We start from the raw sequence: 20,171 nt of genomic DNA, 5'->3' as shown, positions 1-20,171 counted from the left end.
AGTTGAACGGGGCTTTGTCATTTATCAGCTTTATCGAATACGCTTTTTACGGTACGATAAATACCAAAAACAATAATAATTAACAAAGTCAAACCGGGTAGGCTACCAGCTGGGGCTTCTTCAAAGATCTGAAATTGCCCGGGACCAATTGCCACAATCAATATTGCAATTAATATCCCCATCAGAGCTTCGCCAGTGATTAGGCCGGAAGCTAGCAGTAACCCCGCCTTAGCTGCTTTACTTTTTGCTTCAGCAAATTGAGATGAAGATGAACTACTCTGCTTTCGCATGTATCGTTCTACCGCCCAGGCAATTAATCCACCCACAAAGATGGACGTATCTAACTCCAATGGTAAGTATAGTCCTACCGCTACAGCCAATACCGGCATCCTGAAATCGGAATTTCGGTTTTTCAAATAAACATCAATGGCAATAATGACCACAGCAATCACTGCTCCAATGGCTACCATCGTCCAAGGCAGCCCCCCTCGGAAAATTCCGTCGGCCACGCTTTGCATCAGCGTAGCCTGAGGGGCAGCTAATGCATTGGGCTGATCAGCCGTTGGAGTGCCGATACCGTAAGCAATTAATAGATTATTCAGTACCGGAGCAATTGCTAAGGCTCCGGCAGCGACCCCAACTACCTGCATCACCTGCTGCTTGTAGGGTGTTGCCCCTAGCACATGACCAGCCTTCAAGTCTTGCATATTATCCCCAGCAATGGCCGCCGCACAGCAGACGACTGCCCCTACTAGAATTGTGGCAGCCGCTCCCCTACCGGGATCGTCAGTACCCATCAGCGCAGCTAACAGAAGAGCTGTGGCCAGAATGGTAGCGATGGTCACTCCCGAAATCGGATTATTAGAACTGCCTACTAGCCCCGCCATGTAACCTGCCACAGCAGAGAATAGAAAACCGGCAATAACCATAATTACTGCCATCAATCCGGTAACAGCAACCTGCTCAATCTCTCGTAAATAAAGCACAAAGACCGGAACAATCAATACTCCAATGCCAATCAGTACCCACGACATGGGAGTATCCAGTTCAGTACGAATTTTTTCCAGACGCTGACCACTACCCCGGAATGCCTCTACCCCTGATTTAAAGGCCGTCACTAGAGATTTTCGTAAGCTTAGTAAAGCCCATAATCCTCCCACTACCATTGCCCCTACCCCCAGATATCGGATTTGACTGCTCCATACGCTAATTCCCATTGACTCAACACTACCCGCTCCTTCGGGCACGCCGACAGTTGCCATGTAAATGGGTATAGCAATGTACCAACTGATGGCTCCTCCTAGAAATACTAAGAATGCAATATTAAGCCCGACAATATAACCAACAGCCACTAGTGCTGGCGATAGATTCAATCCAAAGTAGAGATAAAACCTCTGACCAAGTAATGCGGCCTTCTCGAACAGTCCGCTCCACAGGTTTAGAGCAGAGTCGCTCAACTTGAATAAGCCCCCGATTAATCCTCCCCAAATCAGGTACTTGACCGATTCGCCACCACTCGCCCCGGTTTTGAGTACTTCCGCTGTGGCTACCCCTTCAGGAAACTTAAGTTTCTCTTTCACAATAAGCGCATTTCGGAGCGGTATGGTGAACAAGATGCCTAAAATACCCCCGGTCATGGCAATAAGTGTAGTTTCCCAGTAGTTGAATTCTTCCCAGTAGCCCATGATGATGAGGGCCGGAATGGTAAAGATTACCCCAGCCGCTAAAGACTCTCCCGCCGAAGCAGCCGTCTGCACCATATTATTTTCCAGAATATTGGAGTTGCGGAAAAGCTTTAAAATTGCCATTGAAATAACCGCAGCCGGAATAGAAGCCGAAACCGTTAGTCCGGCAAAAAGACCAAAGTAAGCATTGGCCGCCGAAAGAATTACTGATAGGGCTGCTCCCAGCAAAATAGCTTTCAGGGTAAGTTCCGGTAACTTGGTTTTGGCACCAATATAGGGCTGCTCAGATTCCTCCTGTTGGTCGATAATAGGCTTTTCCTCAATCATAGTGATGCGAGTACGTTAGGTTGCCAGCAAACATACCCAAAAAATTATATAATCACCGACAAAGTGCCAACCTCACCAAGCGAGAAACCAGTGTAAAAAAATAAAATCAAGTATTTTTGTGCGAACTATGGACTTTAATGTGGTTTTAAATACCTTTGTCCGGCACTCAGTGCTGAAAACAAAAAAACCTGAAGATAACATCTCCAGGCTTTCCTACTAAACTAACCAAACCAAACTATGCTGCGTGAGTCTCAATGCTTTCTTGCGATTGGCGGTTCGACTCACGATCTTCAATAACTTTCTTTATTTTCTGAATTGCTTTCGAAGCTCTTACGGAATCTAAGCTATTTATCCCCTCAATCATTTTGTTTTTTTCATTGTTCGTAATCGCTTTGTTATTAAGTAACAACAATAACTCGGTTTTCTGTTTCACGGTTGCCATTTTTTTAACAACTTCCTCGCTTTTTTCTCCGTTATCCGCTTTATTTTCGCTTATTTGCAGGTTTTTATTGTCAGTTTTTTTCGAATTTTTAGTAGCCGTTTGTTCTGAAGATGACGAAATTCGTGATTTTCGTCTGTTTCCTCGCTCACCCGAAGGCTCAGTGGAGCGGTCCGCTGCCATGTAGTCCATCTCTTCGGCGGGGGTTGGTTCGTAGCCCGCAGCTCGAATAATCCAAGCCAGAATATTACGGTACGCTTTGCCAATAGCACGAGTTTGCGCCATAGATGCAATAGCAAATTCTTGGTAATTACGTTTTCCGTTCTCGCGATTGCTGCATATGGCAAAACCAGACCCAACAGTCTGTTGAGTTTTCAGATTGAGTAGGCGCACCTTTGCTTGGTACTTAGTCTCACTATTATCGAGGCTAATATTTACCAAATCATCAATTACCGGCAGGATACCCAAGCGAGAACCAGCGTACTGCCATCCTTCTACATTAACGTAGGCTTTGCCCTGTATATGATGGAAAAGTTTGTTTTCTTTAATGAAACGAGCCAAATCCTGCGCCAAGTGCATGGTTTCGTAAGAATTAGCAATATCGTAGCTATCAATATTTTTCTTGTGCTCGGCGGTAGTTGCTGATTCTTTCCCGTTAGTAGAGGTGTTCATTTGCTTTTGTTTCGTGTTCATGATAATAACAGTTAGTACTTATGAAAGGTGCATTTATTAACAATTTTTAACGCAGATAATTTATTGGTAATCAGTTAGATAAAAATTATCAGTTCAATTTCTACTCATCTAAATATACGTATATAAAGAACACAAGTTCTTAAAATAAGAACATAAATCAAAATTTCTTTTATTGCTTTCATTATTGCCTGATTTTCAGCTATTTCGGATATGGATTCTGAGTTAACATCCGTAGAAACTACGGCCTACCATTGGTTGAAAAAGTATTTCAAATTTCCACCTACGGAAGAGCAAGACGCGCTATTTCAACAGCTCAAAAATTTTATTGAAGACCAAAACATACCGAAGGCTACTTTTTTGTTAATGGGCTACGCGGGCACCGGAAAAACTACCATTATCCAGTCCTTAGCCAAGACCGTCCGCAAGTATGGTTATCGCACCGTTTTAATTGCCCCCACCGGACGAGCGACGAAGGTGCTGGCAAAGTACAGCAAGCGAAAGGCATACACGATTCATCGTCAAATTTATAAGCAGGTACAGCACCCGTATTCAGGAAATATTGAATTTAAACGACGGAAGAACTATCAGAAAAGAGCTATCTTTATGGTAGACGAGGCCTCCATGATTAGTCACGAAGACGAAAGCGGAGATAACCGGAGCACTGAGCGAACCATGTTGCTAGATTTGCTAGAATACGTTTTTGAGCATCCTGGAAATAAGCTGATTATTATTGGCGACCGGGCACAGCTTCCGCCCGTAGGGCACTCTCTGAGTGTGGCTCTGAATGCCGAGATTCTGCGTCATGCCTACGGTTTATCAGTGGCTGCGTATGAATTAACCCAGGTTATACGGCAGCAAAAACGAAAGGGCATTCTGCATAACGCGACGGCACTAAGAAACACGCTCCACGCAGAAACTTCGCTTCCACAGCTTGATACCCATCCCTACCCCGACATTTACCGTATGCAGTCTGCTAAAATTAAGCAAGGACTGAGTTATGCTTACCTTAAGTATGGCTTACAGCAAACACTATTGATCTGTGCCTCTAACCAAGAAGCCACTCACTACAACCAGCTAATTCGTCAGCATATTCTGCACCGCCAGCAGGAGCTAGAAGTGGGTGATTTACTGATGGTGGTACGAAATAACTATCGAGTACTCCCCAAATCTTCCAAAGTAGGATTTTTAGCGAACGGTGAGTTTGTAGAGATTCTTGAGGTACAAGAAGATGAACGTAAGTTCAACTTTCACTTTGTTACTTTGAAATTGAAACTAGTAGACCATCCGCGTCAACCGCCCTTTGAAAGTAAAGTGCTGACCAAAACATTGCACAGCAGCTCCCCTACCCTCAGCAGCAAAGATAATCGGCAGTTGTACGATGCGATAGCTGAACAGTACGCCGACATTCCTCAGAAATCCAAGCAACTAAAAGCCATTCGGAAAGATCCGTATCTAAATGCCCTACAGGTGAAATTCGCTTACGCGCTCACTTGTCATAAAGCCCAAGGAGGGCAGTGGCCCGTGATCTTCGTTGATCCGGGATACTTGAAGCGACAAGCTCCATCCTCGGAAACTATCCGATGGCTCTACACCGCTTGCACTCGTGCCACCCAAGAACTCTATCTTATTGACTTTCCAGACAAATACTTTAAGAATGGCAAGGGGTAGAAAGGTTGGAGGGTAGAGGGTTAAAGGTGGATGGTCTGTACGCCCTTTCACCCTTCTACCTTTTACTATTCTACCCTCTACCATCCTACTCTTCAACAAGTTGTTGCACTACTTTCGGTACTCCCAAGCTGGCTGGTTCAACAATGGCAGTAATATTGGGCTGTGGGTGATAATCAGGAATGCTAGGGTCAATAATGTAGATTGGAATACCTTCGGGAACATCGTACAATAATCCGGCAGCCGGATACACTTGTAGCGAAGTACCGATTACCATAAAAATATCAGCTCGGGTGGCTTCTCGCTGAGCGACTTCCATCATCGGAACCATCTCACCAAACCAGACAATATTGGGACGTAACTGCGCGCCTTTTTTGCAGACATCACCCAGTTTTAGCTCCCAACCATCAATATCGTAAACTAACGACTCATCAGCCGTACTCCGCGATTCAAACAGACTACCGTGTAAATGAATAACTCGACTAGAACCCGCTCGTTCGTGCAGATTGTCTACGTTTTGGGTAATAACTACTACTTCATAATCTGTTTCCAAGTCAACCAGTGCTTGATGACCAGCATTAGGTTTAACCTGCAAGGCTGCTTTGCGCCGCTGATTATAAAAGTCTAACACCAACGCCGGATTTTTCTTCCAGCCTTCGGGGGTAGCCACTTCCATTACATCATACCCTTCCCATAACCCATCCGCATCCCGAAAGGTAGGAATACCACTTTCAGCACTAATTCCAGCCCCAGTTAAAACCACTATCCTTTTTCGCATAATCATTTCAATGTTAACCAGAACGAATATACATTTGGTGCGTAGAAAGACAATAGTACTTTTTGCTTTATTTCTAAAAGTTGAAGATCATAAGCTAAAAGTTGAAGATCATAAGCTAAAAGTTACAGGTTTCCTTAACTTTCAACCTTACAACATTCTAAACCTCTTATTTACCTTAAACGCACCATGCCAACCACCGCCCGCACTAAAAAAAAGAAGCGCAATCCGATTCTGATTATCGCTATTGTAGTAGGCACCCTCTTAGTATTATTACTCATTGCCCGTCAGCTCGAATGGATTGGTGGCGAAAAAGCCGTTGAGGTACGATTTGCCTCAGTAGAACCACACACAATTATTGAGCGAGTGAGTGCTTCCGGTACCATACAGCCGGTGACCGAAGTGAAAATTTCTCCCGAAGTACCGGGAGAAATCATCGAGCTAAATGTGGAGGAAGGTGACTCGGTACAGCAAGATCAACTACTAGTGCGTATTCGCCCCGATAATTTTGAGTCAATCCTTTCTCGCACCCAGGCTAACTTGAACCAGCAACGAGCAGCCTTAGCTCAAATGCAGGCCCAAGCAGCTAGTGCCGAAGCCCAACTGGAACGAGCTCGGCTCGCCTTTGAGCGAAACCAAAAACTGTACGACGATCAGGTGATCTCCGACGCTGATTTTGAGCAATTTCAGAGTGATTTTCAGGTAGCCCAGCAGAGCTACGAGTCGGCTCGGCAAAATGTAGAAGCAGCTCGCTACGCGGTTCGCTCTTCCGAAGCTTCGGTGGAAGAAGCTCGTGAGAACCTTTCGCTTACCAGTATTTACGCCCCTATGGCTGGCATTGTGTCTAAACTGGATGTAGAGCAAGGTGAGCGGGTGGTAGGCACCTCACAGATGGCGGGTACCGAAATGCTTCGCATAGCCGATTTGAGTAAAATGGAAGTGCGAGTGGATGTTAACGAAAACGATATTATCCGGGTAGCACTGGGCGATACAGCATCTATCGAGGTGGATGCTTATAGTTACGATAATTATCGATTTCAGGGAGTGGTTACTTCAATTGCCAATACAGCTAACGAAAAATTAACCAATGAAGCCGTTACGGAATTTGAGGTGCGTATTCGTCTGCTAAACTCATCTTACCAAAAATTGCTGGAAACCCGCGGTCCGTTTCCCTTTCGCCCCGGTATGACGGCCAGTGTAGATGTACTCACCAACCGGAAGGAAGATGTGCTGTCAGTACCGCTTTCGGCTGTCACTACCCGAAACAAAGAAAATAAGAATGAGCCAACTGCCGATGCTGGTCAAGACTCTTTCGGCAGTGGAGAGACGTTAGATGAAGTTGTTTTCAGGAAAGTTGATGAAGAGCGAGTGGAGAAGGTTATTGTAGAAACTGGCATTAGTGATTACGAGTTTATTGAAATACTCAGCGGGCTAACAACCGGAGATGAGATAGTTTCCGGGCCATACATTGCTATCTCTAATCAGCTCAAAGACAGTAGCCGGGTTGAAATCACCCAGAATGGTGGAACGAGTAATGATTAATGAGTAATGATTTATTATATTGCTGATGTTCAGCATTGTTCATCACTCATCAGCCATCAGTCAATATTCACTTCTTTATGAATTTTCGCACCCGCGCCCAGCTATCGGGCATGATGTTTCTGGAATACTTTGTTTGGGGAGCCTGGTACGTAACCTTAGGAACGTATTTGGGAACCACCCTTCAGTTTGAAGGAACACAAATTGGATTGGCCTACGGGGCGTTTGCCATTGCAGCCATGATCTCCCCCTTTTTTGTAGGAATGGTAGCAGATCGCTTCTTTCCCACTGAGCGGGTGTTAGGTGTACTTCATCTGGTAGGGGCATTCTTGCTCTACTTCTTATCCCAAACTACCGATTTTGGTTTATTTTACCCGCTTATCATCGCTTACACGCTGTGCTTCATGCCCACTATTGCGCTAACCAATTCGCTTTCCTTTCACCATATGGATAATCCGGGTAAAGAATTTCCGGGTGTGCGGGTGCTGGGCACCATCAGTTGGATTATTGCCGGACTCATTGTTGGATACCTAAGCATTGAGGATCAGGCAACTCCCCTTGTAATTGCTGCCGGAATGTCGGTGGTCATGGGGTTGTACAGTTTTACATTGCCGCACACACCTCCCAAAAGCAAAGGCGAAAAAGCCAGTTGGCAAGATATTATTGGCTTGGATGCCCTGAAGCTAATGAAAGATCGTTCGTTCGCCGTATTGTTCATCGCCTCCCTACTCATTTGTATTCCGCTATCATTCTACTACAGCTTTGCTAATTTGTTCCTGAACAATATTGGGGTAGAAAACGCCGCAGGCAAAATGACAATGGGGCAAATGTCGGAAATTCTGTTTCTGTTGCTGATGCCGTTCTTTTTTAAACGCTTGGGGTATAAAAAGATGCTGATGATCGGTATGGCATGCTGGGCTTTACGCTACGTACTGTTTATGTTTGGCGATCCGGGCAGCTTAGTTTGGATGCTGTACGGCGGTATTATCTTGCACGGCATCTGCTACGACTTCTTCTTTGTAACCGGACAAATCTACGTAGACGAGCGCGCCCCAAAGAATATTAAGAACGCTGCTCAGGGACTGATTACCTTCGCCACCTACGGCGTTGGTATGTTCATCGGCAGCGTACTTTCGGGAGTTATTGCCGAAAATTATACAGTTGACCAGTCAACGTATCTTTGGGATAAAATTTGGCTGATTCCGGCGGTGCTCTCAGCCATCGTTTTACTGCTATTCACCATTTTCTTCCGAGAAAAACAGACTAAACAACCCACCGAAGAGATTAAAGCGCAAACCTCCCAAGCCATACCGGAGTCTAAACTTGCTTAAGAAATGTGAGAACCTATTCCGGACTTGTTCCGGGATGAGAGATGTGAAATAAGAAGTAGCAATACGGTATCCAGTAAAACTCGCCGTCACATTAAAAACCGTTTTCTATTCCAAAACCCAACTCCCAATATCCAATACCCAAAAAATACTTTATCTTTGCCGCTTATTTATTACTTAATCTACCAATAGAACTTATAACACTGTGAAAATTGCATCCCTCGTTTTAAATATCGTACTAGCCATTGCCGTCATCTACCTCTACGTTCTTCACTTCAGCCAGAACGGTGATGTGGTTCCTGCCGAAGCTGCGGTTGATGGAACTGCCTCAGGCGCTATTCCCCAGATAGCCTACGTCAACTCTGACACCTTACTTGAAAACTACGAGTTTTTCCAGACCAAACGAGTAGAGCTAGAGAAGCGGGCCGAAGACTTACAAAAAGAGTACGAAAACCGAGCGAGAGGTTTACAGAATGAAATTAGCAACTTCCAACAGAATGCCGGGAGTATGACCATGAACCAAGCCCGGGCGGTGGAAGAAGACCTACGAAAGAAGCAGCAAAATCTACTCCAGTACCAGCAAAACCTGAGTAGCCAATTACTAGAAGAAGAAGGCAAAGTGAACGACGATTTGTACGAGCGGGTTTCTAATTTTCTGGAAGACTACGGCAAAAACAAAGACTTCAAACTAGTGCTCACTTACACTAAAAACAGCGGTGTGCTCTACGCCGACGATAGCCTGGATATTACCCAACAGGTGGTAGAAGGATTAAACCAAGTTTATAACGGCACCACTCCACCAGATTCTACTGCCTCCGAGTAAATAGAAGCAACCTTTATGTGAGTTGCTGCATCTTGCTATAAACATACTCCTATGAAACTAGCAGCCACTCTTTTTTACATCTTAGTTTTCGTAAACGTCTGTTTTGCCCAAACGCAACACGATCGTGAAATCTCTCCTTTTACTCGAGTTGAAGTATTAGATGAAATAGATCTTGTTTTACAACAAGGAGAAACCCCGAAGCTACAGCTAGAATACCACGGAATTGACCCTTGCTCAATTATTACTGAGAATAAAGGTAACAAGCTAACTATTTACCTGGATACAAACGCACAACCCGTTGAGGGTGCTCAGGTGACTGCCTACGTTACGTATGCCACCCTTAAAGAGTTAACCGTGATTGGCAGCAGTCATGTAGTCAATAACAGTCCAATAAAATCTGATAGATTTGTATTACGCTCCTTCGGAAGCAATGACGTTTTTTTAGAAGAAGTACAAGCCAGAAAATGGAAAGCAGCCTTCTACGGCGAAAATAGATTTTCGGTCGGAAAGGGAAAAGTAACCGTGCTAAGAGTAAAGGAGTACGGTAACAATAAGCTTAATTTCCGTCAGGTAGCTAGTGATATGTTGAAGGTAGTACCGTGGGTAATCATCGGAAATAGTCCAGGCGGACTTAGTTATTCACTGTGATGGCATTGTAAATTTTTATCTGCATAGGTTGCCTTCAGGATAACGATACTAGGTTCGGTAAAAAGAAAAACCGTGGACACCAATCCGCGGTTTTTACTTCACAACAACCTTGTCACGCCGCTGAGGGCGCAACTTCAACCTATGCATCTTAATCTCTAAACACTCTTTTTTAACAACCTTACACTACAAATATACGGGGCGCAGGCGGCTTGGCTCGCCAAACTCGTTCAGTGGCTGAAATAGCTCGTTCAGTGGCTCATCACACTCGTTGTAGCTTGCTAGCAGCTTCTTCTATTCATCATTCCGAAGCCTACTGGCGAGTACTTCACTAAGAATCTGTATCTTTCCCCAGAACTACGCTACCAGGTATGTCGCGGCTGTCCCGAATATTTCAGATTAAATATTTTTTGCTTTACAACGCCGGAGTGTGGCTAATTGTCGGACTCATCAGCCTGCTGTGGTATTACTCGCTAGCATCGGATTGGAATACTGCGTATAATCTTCGCAGCAGCATTCGGCACCCATTGGCCACTGTGTTATCATTCTGGATACTCAGCTTTGTAGTGTTCGATCTGTTTTTAGCCACACGTCATTACCCTAAGCGGTGGTTCGGAGTGTTTCACTTCGGAATCAGCTTAGTATTTGGTGCTACTCATAAAGCACTAAGCTACCTCAGTGGTTTGCTACTAGAGCGGCTATTCTTACCTCAAGAATCTAAGACCTGGCAAGAACTGATTGCGCTATGGGAACAAACTTGGTTCGATATTTTTGTAGGCGTAACGGTCTATTGGATTATACTACTGGTATTGCTGGCGTTAGAAAACCGCCATCGGTACCATAGTGAGCGGCTTATTTCCCGCGAGCTACAAAATCAGCTTTCCGAGGGTCAGTTAGACCAGATGAAGTTACAGATGCAACCTCATTTTTTGTTTAATGCCCTGAATACCATTGCCATGATGGTTCGGAAAAACGATCAGCCCGCGGCAATAACCATGCTGAGTAGCCTCAGTGAGATGCTCAGAAATAGCCTAAGCCAAAATCGCCAAGCATTTGTACCGCTGAAAGACGAACTACAACTCATCGATCAGTACTTGACTATTGAAAAATCCCGTTACCAAGATCGGCTCACGGTAGAGCAAACTATTGAGGACGAAGCTTTAGCGGTAAAAGTGCCTAACTTAATTCTACAGCCTATTGTGGAAAATGCGTTTAAACACGGGATTTCGCAAAGCTTACAAGCCGCTCGGCTCACCATATCGGCTCAATTGGAACCTGACCAACTAGTGATGGAAGTATTTAATACCGGAAACCAGCTTCCCGACGATTGGAATTTTGTCAGTCACCAGGGAATTGGTTTGGGTAATACGGTAAATCGGCTGATGCAGCTCTACCAAGGTAACTTCAAATTTCAGATTACTGAGCGGGAAGACGGGGTGCTGGTAAGAATTGTGTTACCTCAGACAAATAAAGCACAATAATTCCGAGCATTTTGGTATCTTGATACTTCATGGAAAAGATAAAAGCGGTTATTGTAGATGATGAACTGGAAGCCCGAAACGGAGTGGCCGAGCTACTTGCTCGAGATCAGCAGATTAACGTAGTGGCTATTTGTGCGAATGGCATTGAAGCCATTCAGGCCATTCGAGAGTACCATCCGGAATTGTTGTTTCTGGATATTCAAATGCCGCAGGTTAACGGGTTTGAAGTGCTAAATAGCATCGCTGAAGAGTATTTGCCCGCCACAATTTTCACCACCGCCTACGACGAGTATACCCTGAAAGCCTTCGAGGTACACGCCATCGACTATTTGCTAAAACCCTTTACCGATGAACGCTTCTACGCCGCACTGAATCATGCCAAGCAGATCATTGAGCAAAGAAGCACCTCCAACCAACAAGTGTCTGGCTTCATTCAGTCGCAGCTAAAAACCAGTCAATCTAGCCAATTGATTAACACTGAAGCATCCGCTTCGGAACGGCTCACCGTGAAAGTAGATGGAAAAATTCATTTTCTCCCCTTTTCAGAAATTGCCTGGATTGAAGCCTACGATTATTATGTAAAGATTCATGTAAAGGAACGGTTTTATTTGCTGAGAGATAGCTTAAAAAAGATGGAAGTGAGTTTACCCAACCCGCCCTTTGTACGTATCCATAAATCCAGTATTGTAAATCAAAATTTTCTTCAGGAAATTGCTCCCCAACCTCACGGCAATGAGTACCAGCTCACCCTCACTACGAGCCACACACTTAACAGCAGCCGAAGCTACCGCGAGCAGATTAAGAGTTTAATCAATAGTTGAATTACAATCATTTGTTCAACTAACCTTCTTTCTCAATGCACTTCTGCAACTTCATCAAAAAGATGGAGCCTCTCCACGTTCACATTCATTCACTGCACTCATACGGTTATTGGCTGCAAAAAGTAGCACTTCCTAAACCCAGTAGATAATTTACGAAATGAATAACTTAAACAATGAACATTTAGTAATGTGCCGGGCACCAGGCGCAGTGAACAATTGCTAAATGCTCATTGCACCTCGTTAATTGTATAACGTTATGCTAAGGAATTACTTTAAAATCGCACTACGTACTCTGTGGAAGAGCAAACTATTTTCTCTAATTACCATTCTAGGATTGGCTCTAGGTATGGCTGCCGGATGGATGATTTTTCGTTACGTGGCTTTTGAATTAAGCTACGACCAATTCCATGCATCTGCCGACGACACCTATCGGGTGTACCAGCGTATCTACAAAGATGGTGAACTCGATATTCAGACCCCTCAGGTGGCCCCGGCAGTGGCTACCAACTTTCAGGATAACTTTTCTACTGTAAAAAACCACACCCGTCTGGTGGTTCTCGGCCCCGATGGGGTGCTAACGTATCAAGACCAATACGCCAGCGAAAAGTTGATTTACTTGGCTGACTCGTCTTTCTTCTCTGTCTTCTCTTTTCCCCTGTTGCAAGGTAATCCGCGAACCGCATTGATTGAGCCATTCAGTATCGTGATTAGCGAAAGTACTGCCCAACAATTGTTTGGACAGGAAAACCCCTTGGGAGAAACAATCACCATCGATGCTGAAAACTTTGACGGGCAATCGCCAGAATTTGAAATAACCGGAGTAATGGCAGATATACCGAAGAACACTCATCTCGGACTGGGGGTGCTGGTCTCCTACCCTACGCTGTTTGAGTTTGTCGGTCACCAGTTTGATGACTCTTGGGACTGGAATAACACCTACACTTACCTTCAGCTTACCGAAGGTACTGACCCGCTCTCGCTAGAGCGTGAATTCTCACCGATTGTGGAGCAGTTTAACGAAAAGCGATTTGCTGAGGCGAACATCCAGTGGGAGTTTGGCCTCCAGTCGTTGCCCAGTATTCATCTGCACTCAGATTTGCAGCACGAAGCTCCGGTAGAGGCTTCCGTTCCTGGAAATGCCCAGTACGTATATCTGCTGGCTGCTTTAGCGTTACTCATCCTACTAATTGCTTACATCAATTTTATAAACCTAACTACCGTAAAGGCTCTCCGGCGAGCCCGGGAAGTTGGAATTCGGAAAGTGGCAGGGGCACAGCGTACCCAACTCATTGGGCAATTCTTTCTAGAAACCCTACTCATCAATCTGATAGCCGTAACGGTGGCAGCAGCCATAGTATATCTATTGTTTCCCATTTTAGCTGAAGAGTTTGAGCTGGATACTGACACCACCATCAATATTCCGGTACTGATGGTGGTCAGTGGAAACCTCTGGCTACTAGCGCTAGTGATTGGCAGCGGGTTCTATCCCGCGCTGATTTTATCAGGCTACCAACCCGTGAAAGTGCTAAAAGGTCAATTTACGAAAAGTAGTGCTGGCTCTTCCCTGCGTAAAGTATTGGTGGTGGGGCAGTTCGCCCTAGCGTTTGTGTTTATTGCGCTCACGCTGGTAGCAAGTCAGCAGGTTCGTTTTATGCAGCAGCAGGATTTAGGGTTTAATCCAGAACAGATCGTAGTACTGAAAGCTCCTAAAGCGATTGACTACGGTCACGGTAATAATTATACCCGCTTTCAGCAGGCAAGCTCGGCTGCTTCCGGCGTACTAAATATATCAGGAAGCACTACCGTGCCCGGACAGAATATTTACGATTACGCCGACCGAATTACCGTCAATGGTGAGGAAACGTCCGGTGTATTTTCCATTCAACAGGTAGCCACTAGTTATTTTCAGCAGTACGACATAAAAATTCTGGCCGGAAGGACATTTAGCGACATTCTCGGTCACCAAACAGTGATTAATTATTCTGCCCTAAAGCTACTAGGCTTTAATAATGCCCAAGAAGCTCTGGGTAAAACCCTCGAGCAAAATGGCCGACAAGAAGAAATCATCGGGGTAGTTCAAGATTTTCACCACCAAAGTCTAAAGAAAGCTATTGAACCCATTTTATTCCAAAGCCGAAGTACGTTTAACTATTACACAGTGAAAGTGCAGACTAACAATCTCAGCCGAACCTTAGAGCAGTTGCAAGAAAACTATCAATCGTTATTTCCGGGTAGCCCGTTTGAATACTTCTTCTTGGATGAATTCTTTAATCGGCAGTACCAGTCTGAACGTCAGTTCAATGCACTATTCCGGTTATTTTCGGGCTTGGCGGTAGTTATTGCGTGTTTAGGTCTGTTAGCTCTCTCTTCCTTCAATCTGACCCAACGCACCAAAGAAATTGGAATTCGGAAGGTGTTAGGGGCTTCGGTGAGCAATCTTATTGTATTACTTTCTACTGATTATTTAAAGCTGATTGGTATTGCATTAGTTATCGCTGTTCCGGTAGCTAACTACTTCGCTACCGAGTGGCTTAATAATTTTGCCTACGCAATTGACATCAGTGTAGGATTACTATTGTTACCTGGGGTAATTATCCTAACCCTAACGCTATTAACCATCAGCAGTCAAACGCTTACGGCAGCCCGGCGTAATCCAGTGAATAGTTTGCGAGAAGAATGATCGTTGATGACTGATGACTGATGACTAAAATTATTCATTATTTAACTCAAAAGTGAGAAAACTGCTTTACCCTACTGGAGAAGAAATGTTCTTTTGCAGTTAGTACTGATTAATTAGCAGGGTTCAAATCTGAATACGTTGCCACAAAATATCTGAATACGTTTTTTAATTGATTGTCCCCTCCTGGTAAATCCGCTTCGTCATTAGGGTAAGTTTAACCTTTAAATGTTTACAACTATGAAACATGCAATCAATTGGTTTGAGATTCCGGTGCGGGATTTCGCCCGGGCGCAATCATTCTACCAACTATTATTCAACGCTTCTCTTACTCCGCAAGAACCGGATGAAACCGGAAGTACGATGGCCTTCCTTCCCGCTGATATGGAAGATGGTGGTATTGGGGGATGCATCATCAGTGGGCCAGAATACGAGCCCTCAGAAGCCGGAGCGTTAGTATACCTGAATGGTGGAGATAATTTATCAGTTCCCTTATCTCGAGTAGAGCAAGCAGGTGGCAAAATAGTCATGCCGAAGACATCCATTGGTGAACACGGTTTTATGGCACAGTTTATTGATACCGAAGGAAATAAACTGGCTATCCATTCCATAAACTAAACTGAGTTTACATTTTTCAACCGAATACGTACCTTGAATTATGAAAGAATTTATGATGATCTTTATCGGGGGCACTGCCTACGAAGAGCTAGGTCTCTCACCCGAACAACTACAGCACCGAATGGAAAAATGGTTTACTTGGGATGAAAAACTAAAGCAGCAGGGCATACTCCGAGGTGGCGAAGCTTTGCACGCCAAAGTGAAACGGGTTGTTGGACCCAACCGAATTGAGTCGGATGGGCCGTTTGTAGAGAGTAAAGAACTAATTGGTGGGTATATCACCGTAGCGGCTAATAGTTTTGAAGAAGTAGTAAAGATTGCCCAAGACTTTCCGGACTACGATATAGATGGCTCCGTTGAGATTCGGGAGGTGATGAAGCTCGACCAGTACGAATAGTATGCCTCACAGAAAAATAGTAGACCATCTTTTCCGGCATCAGTATGGGAAGATGGTTGCTATCTTATCCAGAATCTTTGGCCTTACCCATTTGGAACTCATTGAAGATGCCATTCAGGATACCTTTGTGAAGGCTACGTTACAATGGAGAAACAGTATGCCTGATAATCCAGAGGCATGGCTCACCCAAGCGGCCAAAAACCGAGTGATTGATCTTCTCCGACGAATTAGTGTTAAGCATGAGCATCATCAGAAAGTGCCCCACGGGACTATTGCTCTAGAGATTAGTGAGTTCTTTCTGGATCATGAAGTAGAAGATAGCCAGCTGCGAATGATTTTAGTAGCCGGACATCCAGTACTTTCCCGAGAAGAACAGATTGCCTTTGCGCTGAAAACGATCTCTGGCTTCTCCATGAAAGAGATCGCTGCTGCCCTGCTTCTGAAAGAGGAAGCGATTAAGAAGCGTCTGGCTCGAGCTAGAAAGAAGATGAAAGACCAACAAGTTAAGCTAGCATACCCTCTACCCCATGAAATTGAAGACCGAATGGCAGTAGTATTGCAAGCAATCTACTTGATTTTTAACGAAGGTTTTCACTCTACTAAATCTGGCTCGCTAATTAGTAAAGATATGTGCGGGGAAGCTTTACGACTGTGCAAACTGCTGCTAACAAAAGAACGCTTCCGCAGTGGTAGCTTATACGCTTTGTTTGCCCTCTGCTGCTTTCATGCCTCTCGTTTGGAAACTAAGATAGGTACTAACAATGAGCTAGTTGACCTTCAGTACCAAGACCGCGCCCGTTGGTACAAGCCACTAATTGTACTGGGCAACTATGCTATGCAAAAATCCCTCGAGTACACCGAACGTTCGGCGTACCACCACGAAGCAGCGATTGCTGCCGAGCACCTGAAAGCTGACTGCTTTAAAAGCACTGATTGGCACCGTATTTTGGAATTGTACCAGCAGCTATACGAATTACAGCCTGGTGATACTATATTGCTTTCAATGGCTTCGGTACATTTGCAGGTAGGACAGCTCGACCGAGCGAAGGCGTTGCTCGACCAAGTTGAAGCTAACCACTTAAGTCAGCGAAAATACCTACTGCACGGTAGCTACGCGGAATACTATTTTAGAATAGGCAGCATTCAACCGGCACTTAGTCAGATAGATCAAGCTATTGCCCTATCTTCTAACGAGTTGGAGCAGGCGTATCTTAAGAAAAAGCGGGCACAGATGGTTAATGCCTAAGTTTATTATTATACCGCATCTGCGGTAGCTTCCTCTTGCTCGGTAGCTTCGTAGACCTCTACTGGCAGGCAACTGCACATTAGGTTGCGATCACCGTAAGCGTCGTCAATTCGGCTGACAGATGGCCAGAACTTCTTTTCCCGAACATACGCTAAAGGAAATATAGCCTTCTCGCGAGAATACGGGTAGTCCCAATCATTAGCCGTAGCCACGGCCATTGTGTGCGGAGCGTTCTTTAGCACGTTGTTTTGAGGGGCATATAATCCGCTCTCAATATCACGAATCTCCTGCCGAATTTCAATCATGGCATCGCAGAAGCGATCTAGCTCCGCTTTGCTTTCGCTCTCGGTAGGTTCAATCATCATGGTTCCGGCTACTGGAAAGGATACCGTAGGCGCGTGAAAGCCATAGTCCATCAGCCGCTTAGCAATATCGGTAACTTCTATGTTGGCTTTCTTAAAATCCCGACAGTCAATAATCATCTCGTGAGCACTGCGTCCTTTCTTTCCGGTGTAGAGCACTGGATAATGTCCCTCAAGGCGAAATTTGATATAGTTAGTATTTAAGATAGCGATTTGCGTCGCCCGAGTCAGCCCTTCACCGCCCATCATGGCAATGTAAGCGTAAGAGATCGGCAAAATGCTGGCACTACCTACCGGAGCCGCCGAGATGGCACCATTAAACGTACCGTTGTAGTTTACTGGATCTTGAGGCAAATGCGGGGCAAGGTGCTCTACCACCCCGATAGGTCCCATACCGGGCCCACCTCCGCCGTGCGGAATACAAAATGTCTTGTGCAGGTTTAGATGACACACATCGGCTCCAATATTCGCCGGACTGGTTAACCCCACTTGGGCGTTCATGTTGGCTCCGTCCATATAGACTTGCCCACCGTGCTGATGCACCAAAGCACAAATCTCCTGAATATCTTCTTCAAAAACACCGTGGGTAGAAGGATACGTCACCATCAGAGAGGCTAGGTTCTCGCTGTGTTTCTCGGCCTTCTCCTGTAAATCAGCAATATCAATATTTCCGTGGTCGTCGCATTTTACTAGTACTACTTTCATCCCCGCCATCACCGCACTAGCGAAGTTGGTTCCGTGAGCGGAGGTTGGGATCAAAGCAATATTTCGGTGACCTTCTCCGCGCTCCCGGTGGTAGCTACGAATGACCATCAGTCCGGCGAACTCGCCCTGAGCACCCGAATTCGGTTGTAAAGAAACATCGGCAAATCCGGTAATTTCGCAGAGCCAATCTTTCAGATTAGTTACTAACTCTTGGTAACCTTCGGTCTGACTAGCAGGGGCGTAAGGGTGTAGCTGCCCAAACTCCGGCCAGGTCACCGGAATCATCTCAGTAGTAGCATTCAGCTTCATGGTGCAGGAACCTAAAGGAATCATTGAGTGTACCAAAGATAAATCCTTGTTTTCCAGGCACTTGATATAACGCAGCATCTCGTGTTCCGAATGGTGGCTATTGAATACCGGATGGGTTAAGTAATCACTTTTTCGCACCAAAGCATCGGGCCAGTCTAATGCTAGACTTTTGGCTTCTTGCTCCAAATCAAAATTACTCACCCGAGAAGCTACCGAGGCAAGCAGCGTGAGCGTCTGGTCTACATCAGCCAACGTAGTAGTTTCATCCAAAGAAATTCCAATGTCGCCGCCAGGGAAATAGCGGAAATTAATATTTCCCTCTTCACTCTTTTCTTTCAGAGCAGCTTGGTTAGGAACCGAAATTTTTAGGGTATCAAAGTAGTATTCGTTTCTTTGCTCTAGCCCTAGTTCTTCCAGGCCTTTTGCCAGCAATTTGGTCAGTCCGTGGGTGCGCTGAGCAATATTTTTCAAACCATCTGCGCCGTGGTACACGCCGAACATCCCAGCCATTACAGCCAGCAGCACCTGGGCTGTACAGATATTGGATGTAGCACGGTCACGCTTGATGTGCTGCTCGCGGGTTTGCAATGCCATTCTAAACGCTGGGTTTCCCTGAGCATCTACTGATGCGCCAATAATGCGTCCGGGCACCTGTCGCTTATATTCTTCCCGTGTGGCAAAAAAGGCGGCATGGGGACCACCAAAGCCCATTGGAATACCCAACCGCTGGGTAGTCCCTATCACACAGTCGGCTCCCATTTCACCCGGAGGGGTCAATAACGTTAAGGCTAATAAATCTGAGGCTACAGCCACTTTTACGCCGTATTCTTGAGCCGACTGAATTAGCGCACTATGATCGTGAACTGCTCCGTTAGCATCCGGATACTGAAGCAGCACCCCGAATAGATTTTCATCTGTTACGTCCAGATCAGCTAGGGCACCGACGATCAATTCAATCTCTAATGGCTCAGCCCGGGTTTGTAGCACATTGAGCGTTTGAGGAAAGGTGTTGTCGTCTACGAAGAACTTCATCGCCTTTTTCTTCCCACCCTTTCGCAGCCCATAAAACATGCTCATGGCTTCGGCTGCAGCAGTTGCTTCGTCGAGCAAAGAAGCGTTGGCTATTTCCATACCCGTTAAATCTATAACCATCGTCTGGAAATTCACCAGTGCTTCCAATCTTCCCTGAGCAATTTCAGCTTGGTACGGAGTGTAGGCCGTGTACCAACTAGGGTTTTCCAGAATATTTCGTTGAATTACTGCTGGGGTGTGGCAACTGTAGTATCCCTGCCCAATATACGATTTAGCTACCCGGTTTTTTTCAGCGAGTTTTCTGAGCTGAGATAAAAACTCCGTTTCGGTTTGAGCCGTGGGCAGGTCTAGCGGCTTTTTGAGCCGGATAGAAGCTGGAACCGTTTCACTGATTAGCTCCTCTAACGATTCAACCCCTATGGATTCTAGCATAGAGGCAATTTGCTGACTATCAGGACTATTATGACGTTTTTCAAAAGGAAGGTACGATTGTACGGATAATTTCATGGACATTTGATTCATCAAACTAAAGAGTGAATACAATAACGCAGGTTGATGTGGCTTTAAAAGTTCAAATATACAAGCCAAAAAGCTAGGATTGCTA

At 45.2% G+C, this 20,171-nt stretch carries 15 protein-coding genes; 11 read left to right on the top strand and 4 right to left on the bottom strand.

The genetic code is table 11. The annotated features are described in order from the left end of the window. Positions 1–17 precede the first annotated feature (17 nt). Positions 18–2,012, bottom strand: coding sequence for an OPT family oligopeptide transporter (locus tag P0M28_RS29050; protein ID WP_302207014.1), 1,995 nt, complete (start codon positions 2,010–2,012; stop codon positions 18–20). A gap of 235 nt (positions 2,013–2,247) precedes the next feature. Then, positions 2,248–3,144 (bottom strand): hypothetical protein, encoded by an 897-nt coding sequence (locus tag P0M28_RS29045; RefSeq protein WP_302207013.1) that lies wholly within the window; start codon positions 3,142–3,144, stop codon positions 2,248–2,250. Between the two features lie 210 nt (positions 3,145–3,354). Between P0M28_RS29045 and P0M28_RS29040 the strand changes: the two genes are divergently transcribed. Further along, positions 3,355–4,812, top strand: a complete 1,458-nt coding sequence (locus P0M28_RS29040; protein WP_302207012.1) for an ATP-dependent DNA helicase — start codon at positions 3,355–3,357, stop codon at positions 4,810–4,812. Positions 4,813–4,897: 85 nt separating this feature from the next. On the opposite strand, the gene P0M28_RS29035 is transcribed toward P0M28_RS29040, so the two are convergent. Then, the gene (locus P0M28_RS29035; protein ID WP_302207011.1) at positions 4,898–5,593 is read right to left on the bottom strand and encodes an SIR2 family NAD-dependent protein deacylase; all 696 of its coding nucleotides are present in this window, start codon (positions 5,591–5,593) and stop codon (positions 4,898–4,900) included. Positions 5,594–5,773: 180 nt separating this feature from the next. Between P0M28_RS29035 and P0M28_RS29030 the strand changes: the two genes are divergently transcribed. The 10 genes from P0M28_RS29030 (at position 5,774) to P0M28_RS28985 (ending at position 17,159) form a co-directional block, all read left to right on the top strand. After that, a complete protein-coding gene (locus P0M28_RS29030) occupies positions 5,774–7,126 on the top strand; it encodes an efflux RND transporter periplasmic adaptor subunit (protein ID WP_302207010.1) in 1,353 nt (450 codons plus the stop codon). A gap of 77 nt (positions 7,127–7,203) precedes the next feature. Beyond that, positions 7,204–8,454, top strand: coding sequence for a nucleoside permease (locus P0M28_RS29025; protein WP_302207009.1), 1,251 nt, complete (start codon positions 7,204–7,206; stop codon positions 8,452–8,454). Positions 8,455–8,656: 202 nt separating this feature from the next. Beyond that, complete coding sequence (locus tag P0M28_RS29020) at positions 8,657–9,274, top strand: OmpH/Skp family outer membrane protein (protein ID WP_302207008.1); 618 nt, start codon at positions 8,657–8,659, stop codon at positions 9,272–9,274. Between the two features lie 51 nt (positions 9,275–9,325). Next, the gene (locus P0M28_RS29015) at positions 9,326–9,922 is read left to right on the top strand and encodes a GIN domain-containing protein (RefSeq protein WP_302207007.1); all 597 of its coding nucleotides are present in this window, start codon (positions 9,326–9,328) and stop codon (positions 9,920–9,922) included. Between the two features lie 368 nt (positions 9,923–10,290). Next, on the top strand, positions 10,291–11,400 hold the full coding sequence (locus P0M28_RS29010; RefSeq protein WP_302207006.1) for a sensor histidine kinase: 1,110 nt from the start codon (positions 10,291–10,293) through the stop codon (positions 11,398–11,400). A gap of 29 nt (positions 11,401–11,429) precedes the next feature. Next, on the top strand, positions 11,430–12,221 hold the full coding sequence (locus P0M28_RS29005; protein ID WP_302207005.1) for a LytR/AlgR family response regulator transcription factor: 792 nt from the start codon (positions 11,430–11,432) through the stop codon (positions 12,219–12,221). A gap of 256 nt (positions 12,222–12,477) precedes the next feature. Continuing rightward, the gene (locus P0M28_RS29000) at positions 12,478–14,901 is read left to right on the top strand and encodes an ABC transporter permease (protein WP_302207004.1); all 2,424 of its coding nucleotides are present in this window, start codon (positions 12,478–12,480) and stop codon (positions 14,899–14,901) included. A gap of 237 nt (positions 14,902–15,138) precedes the next feature. Continuing rightward, positions 15,139–15,516, top strand: coding sequence for a VOC family protein (locus P0M28_RS28995; RefSeq protein ID WP_302207003.1), 378 nt, complete (start codon positions 15,139–15,141; stop codon positions 15,514–15,516). Between the two features lie 40 nt (positions 15,517–15,556). After that, a complete protein-coding gene (locus P0M28_RS28990; RefSeq protein WP_302207002.1) occupies positions 15,557–15,913 on the top strand; it encodes a YciI family protein in 357 nt (118 codons plus the stop codon). Between the two features lies 1 nt (position 15,914). Further along, positions 15,915–17,159, top strand: a complete 1,245-nt coding sequence (locus P0M28_RS28985; protein ID WP_302207001.1) for an RNA polymerase sigma factor — start codon at positions 15,915–15,917, stop codon at positions 17,157–17,159. Positions 17,160–17,167: 8 nt separating this feature from the next. Here the strand turns inward: P0M28_RS28985 and gcvP are convergent, their stop codons facing one another. Further along, complete coding sequence (gene gcvP, locus P0M28_RS28980; RefSeq protein WP_302207000.1) at positions 17,168–20,074, bottom strand: aminomethyl-transferring glycine dehydrogenase; 2,907 nt, start codon at positions 20,072–20,074, stop codon at positions 17,168–17,170. Positions 20,075–20,171 lie beyond the last annotated feature (97 nt).

The sequence above is a fragment of the Tunicatimonas pelagia genome (genome assembly GCF_030506325.1).
In the GTDB taxonomy this organism is placed as follows: domain Bacteria; phylum Bacteroidota; class Bacteroidia; order Cytophagales; family Cyclobacteriaceae; genus Tunicatimonas; species Tunicatimonas pelagia.
The sequence above is the reverse complement of the archived record's forward strand: the minus strand, read 5'-3'. Positions and strand labels throughout refer to the sequence as shown.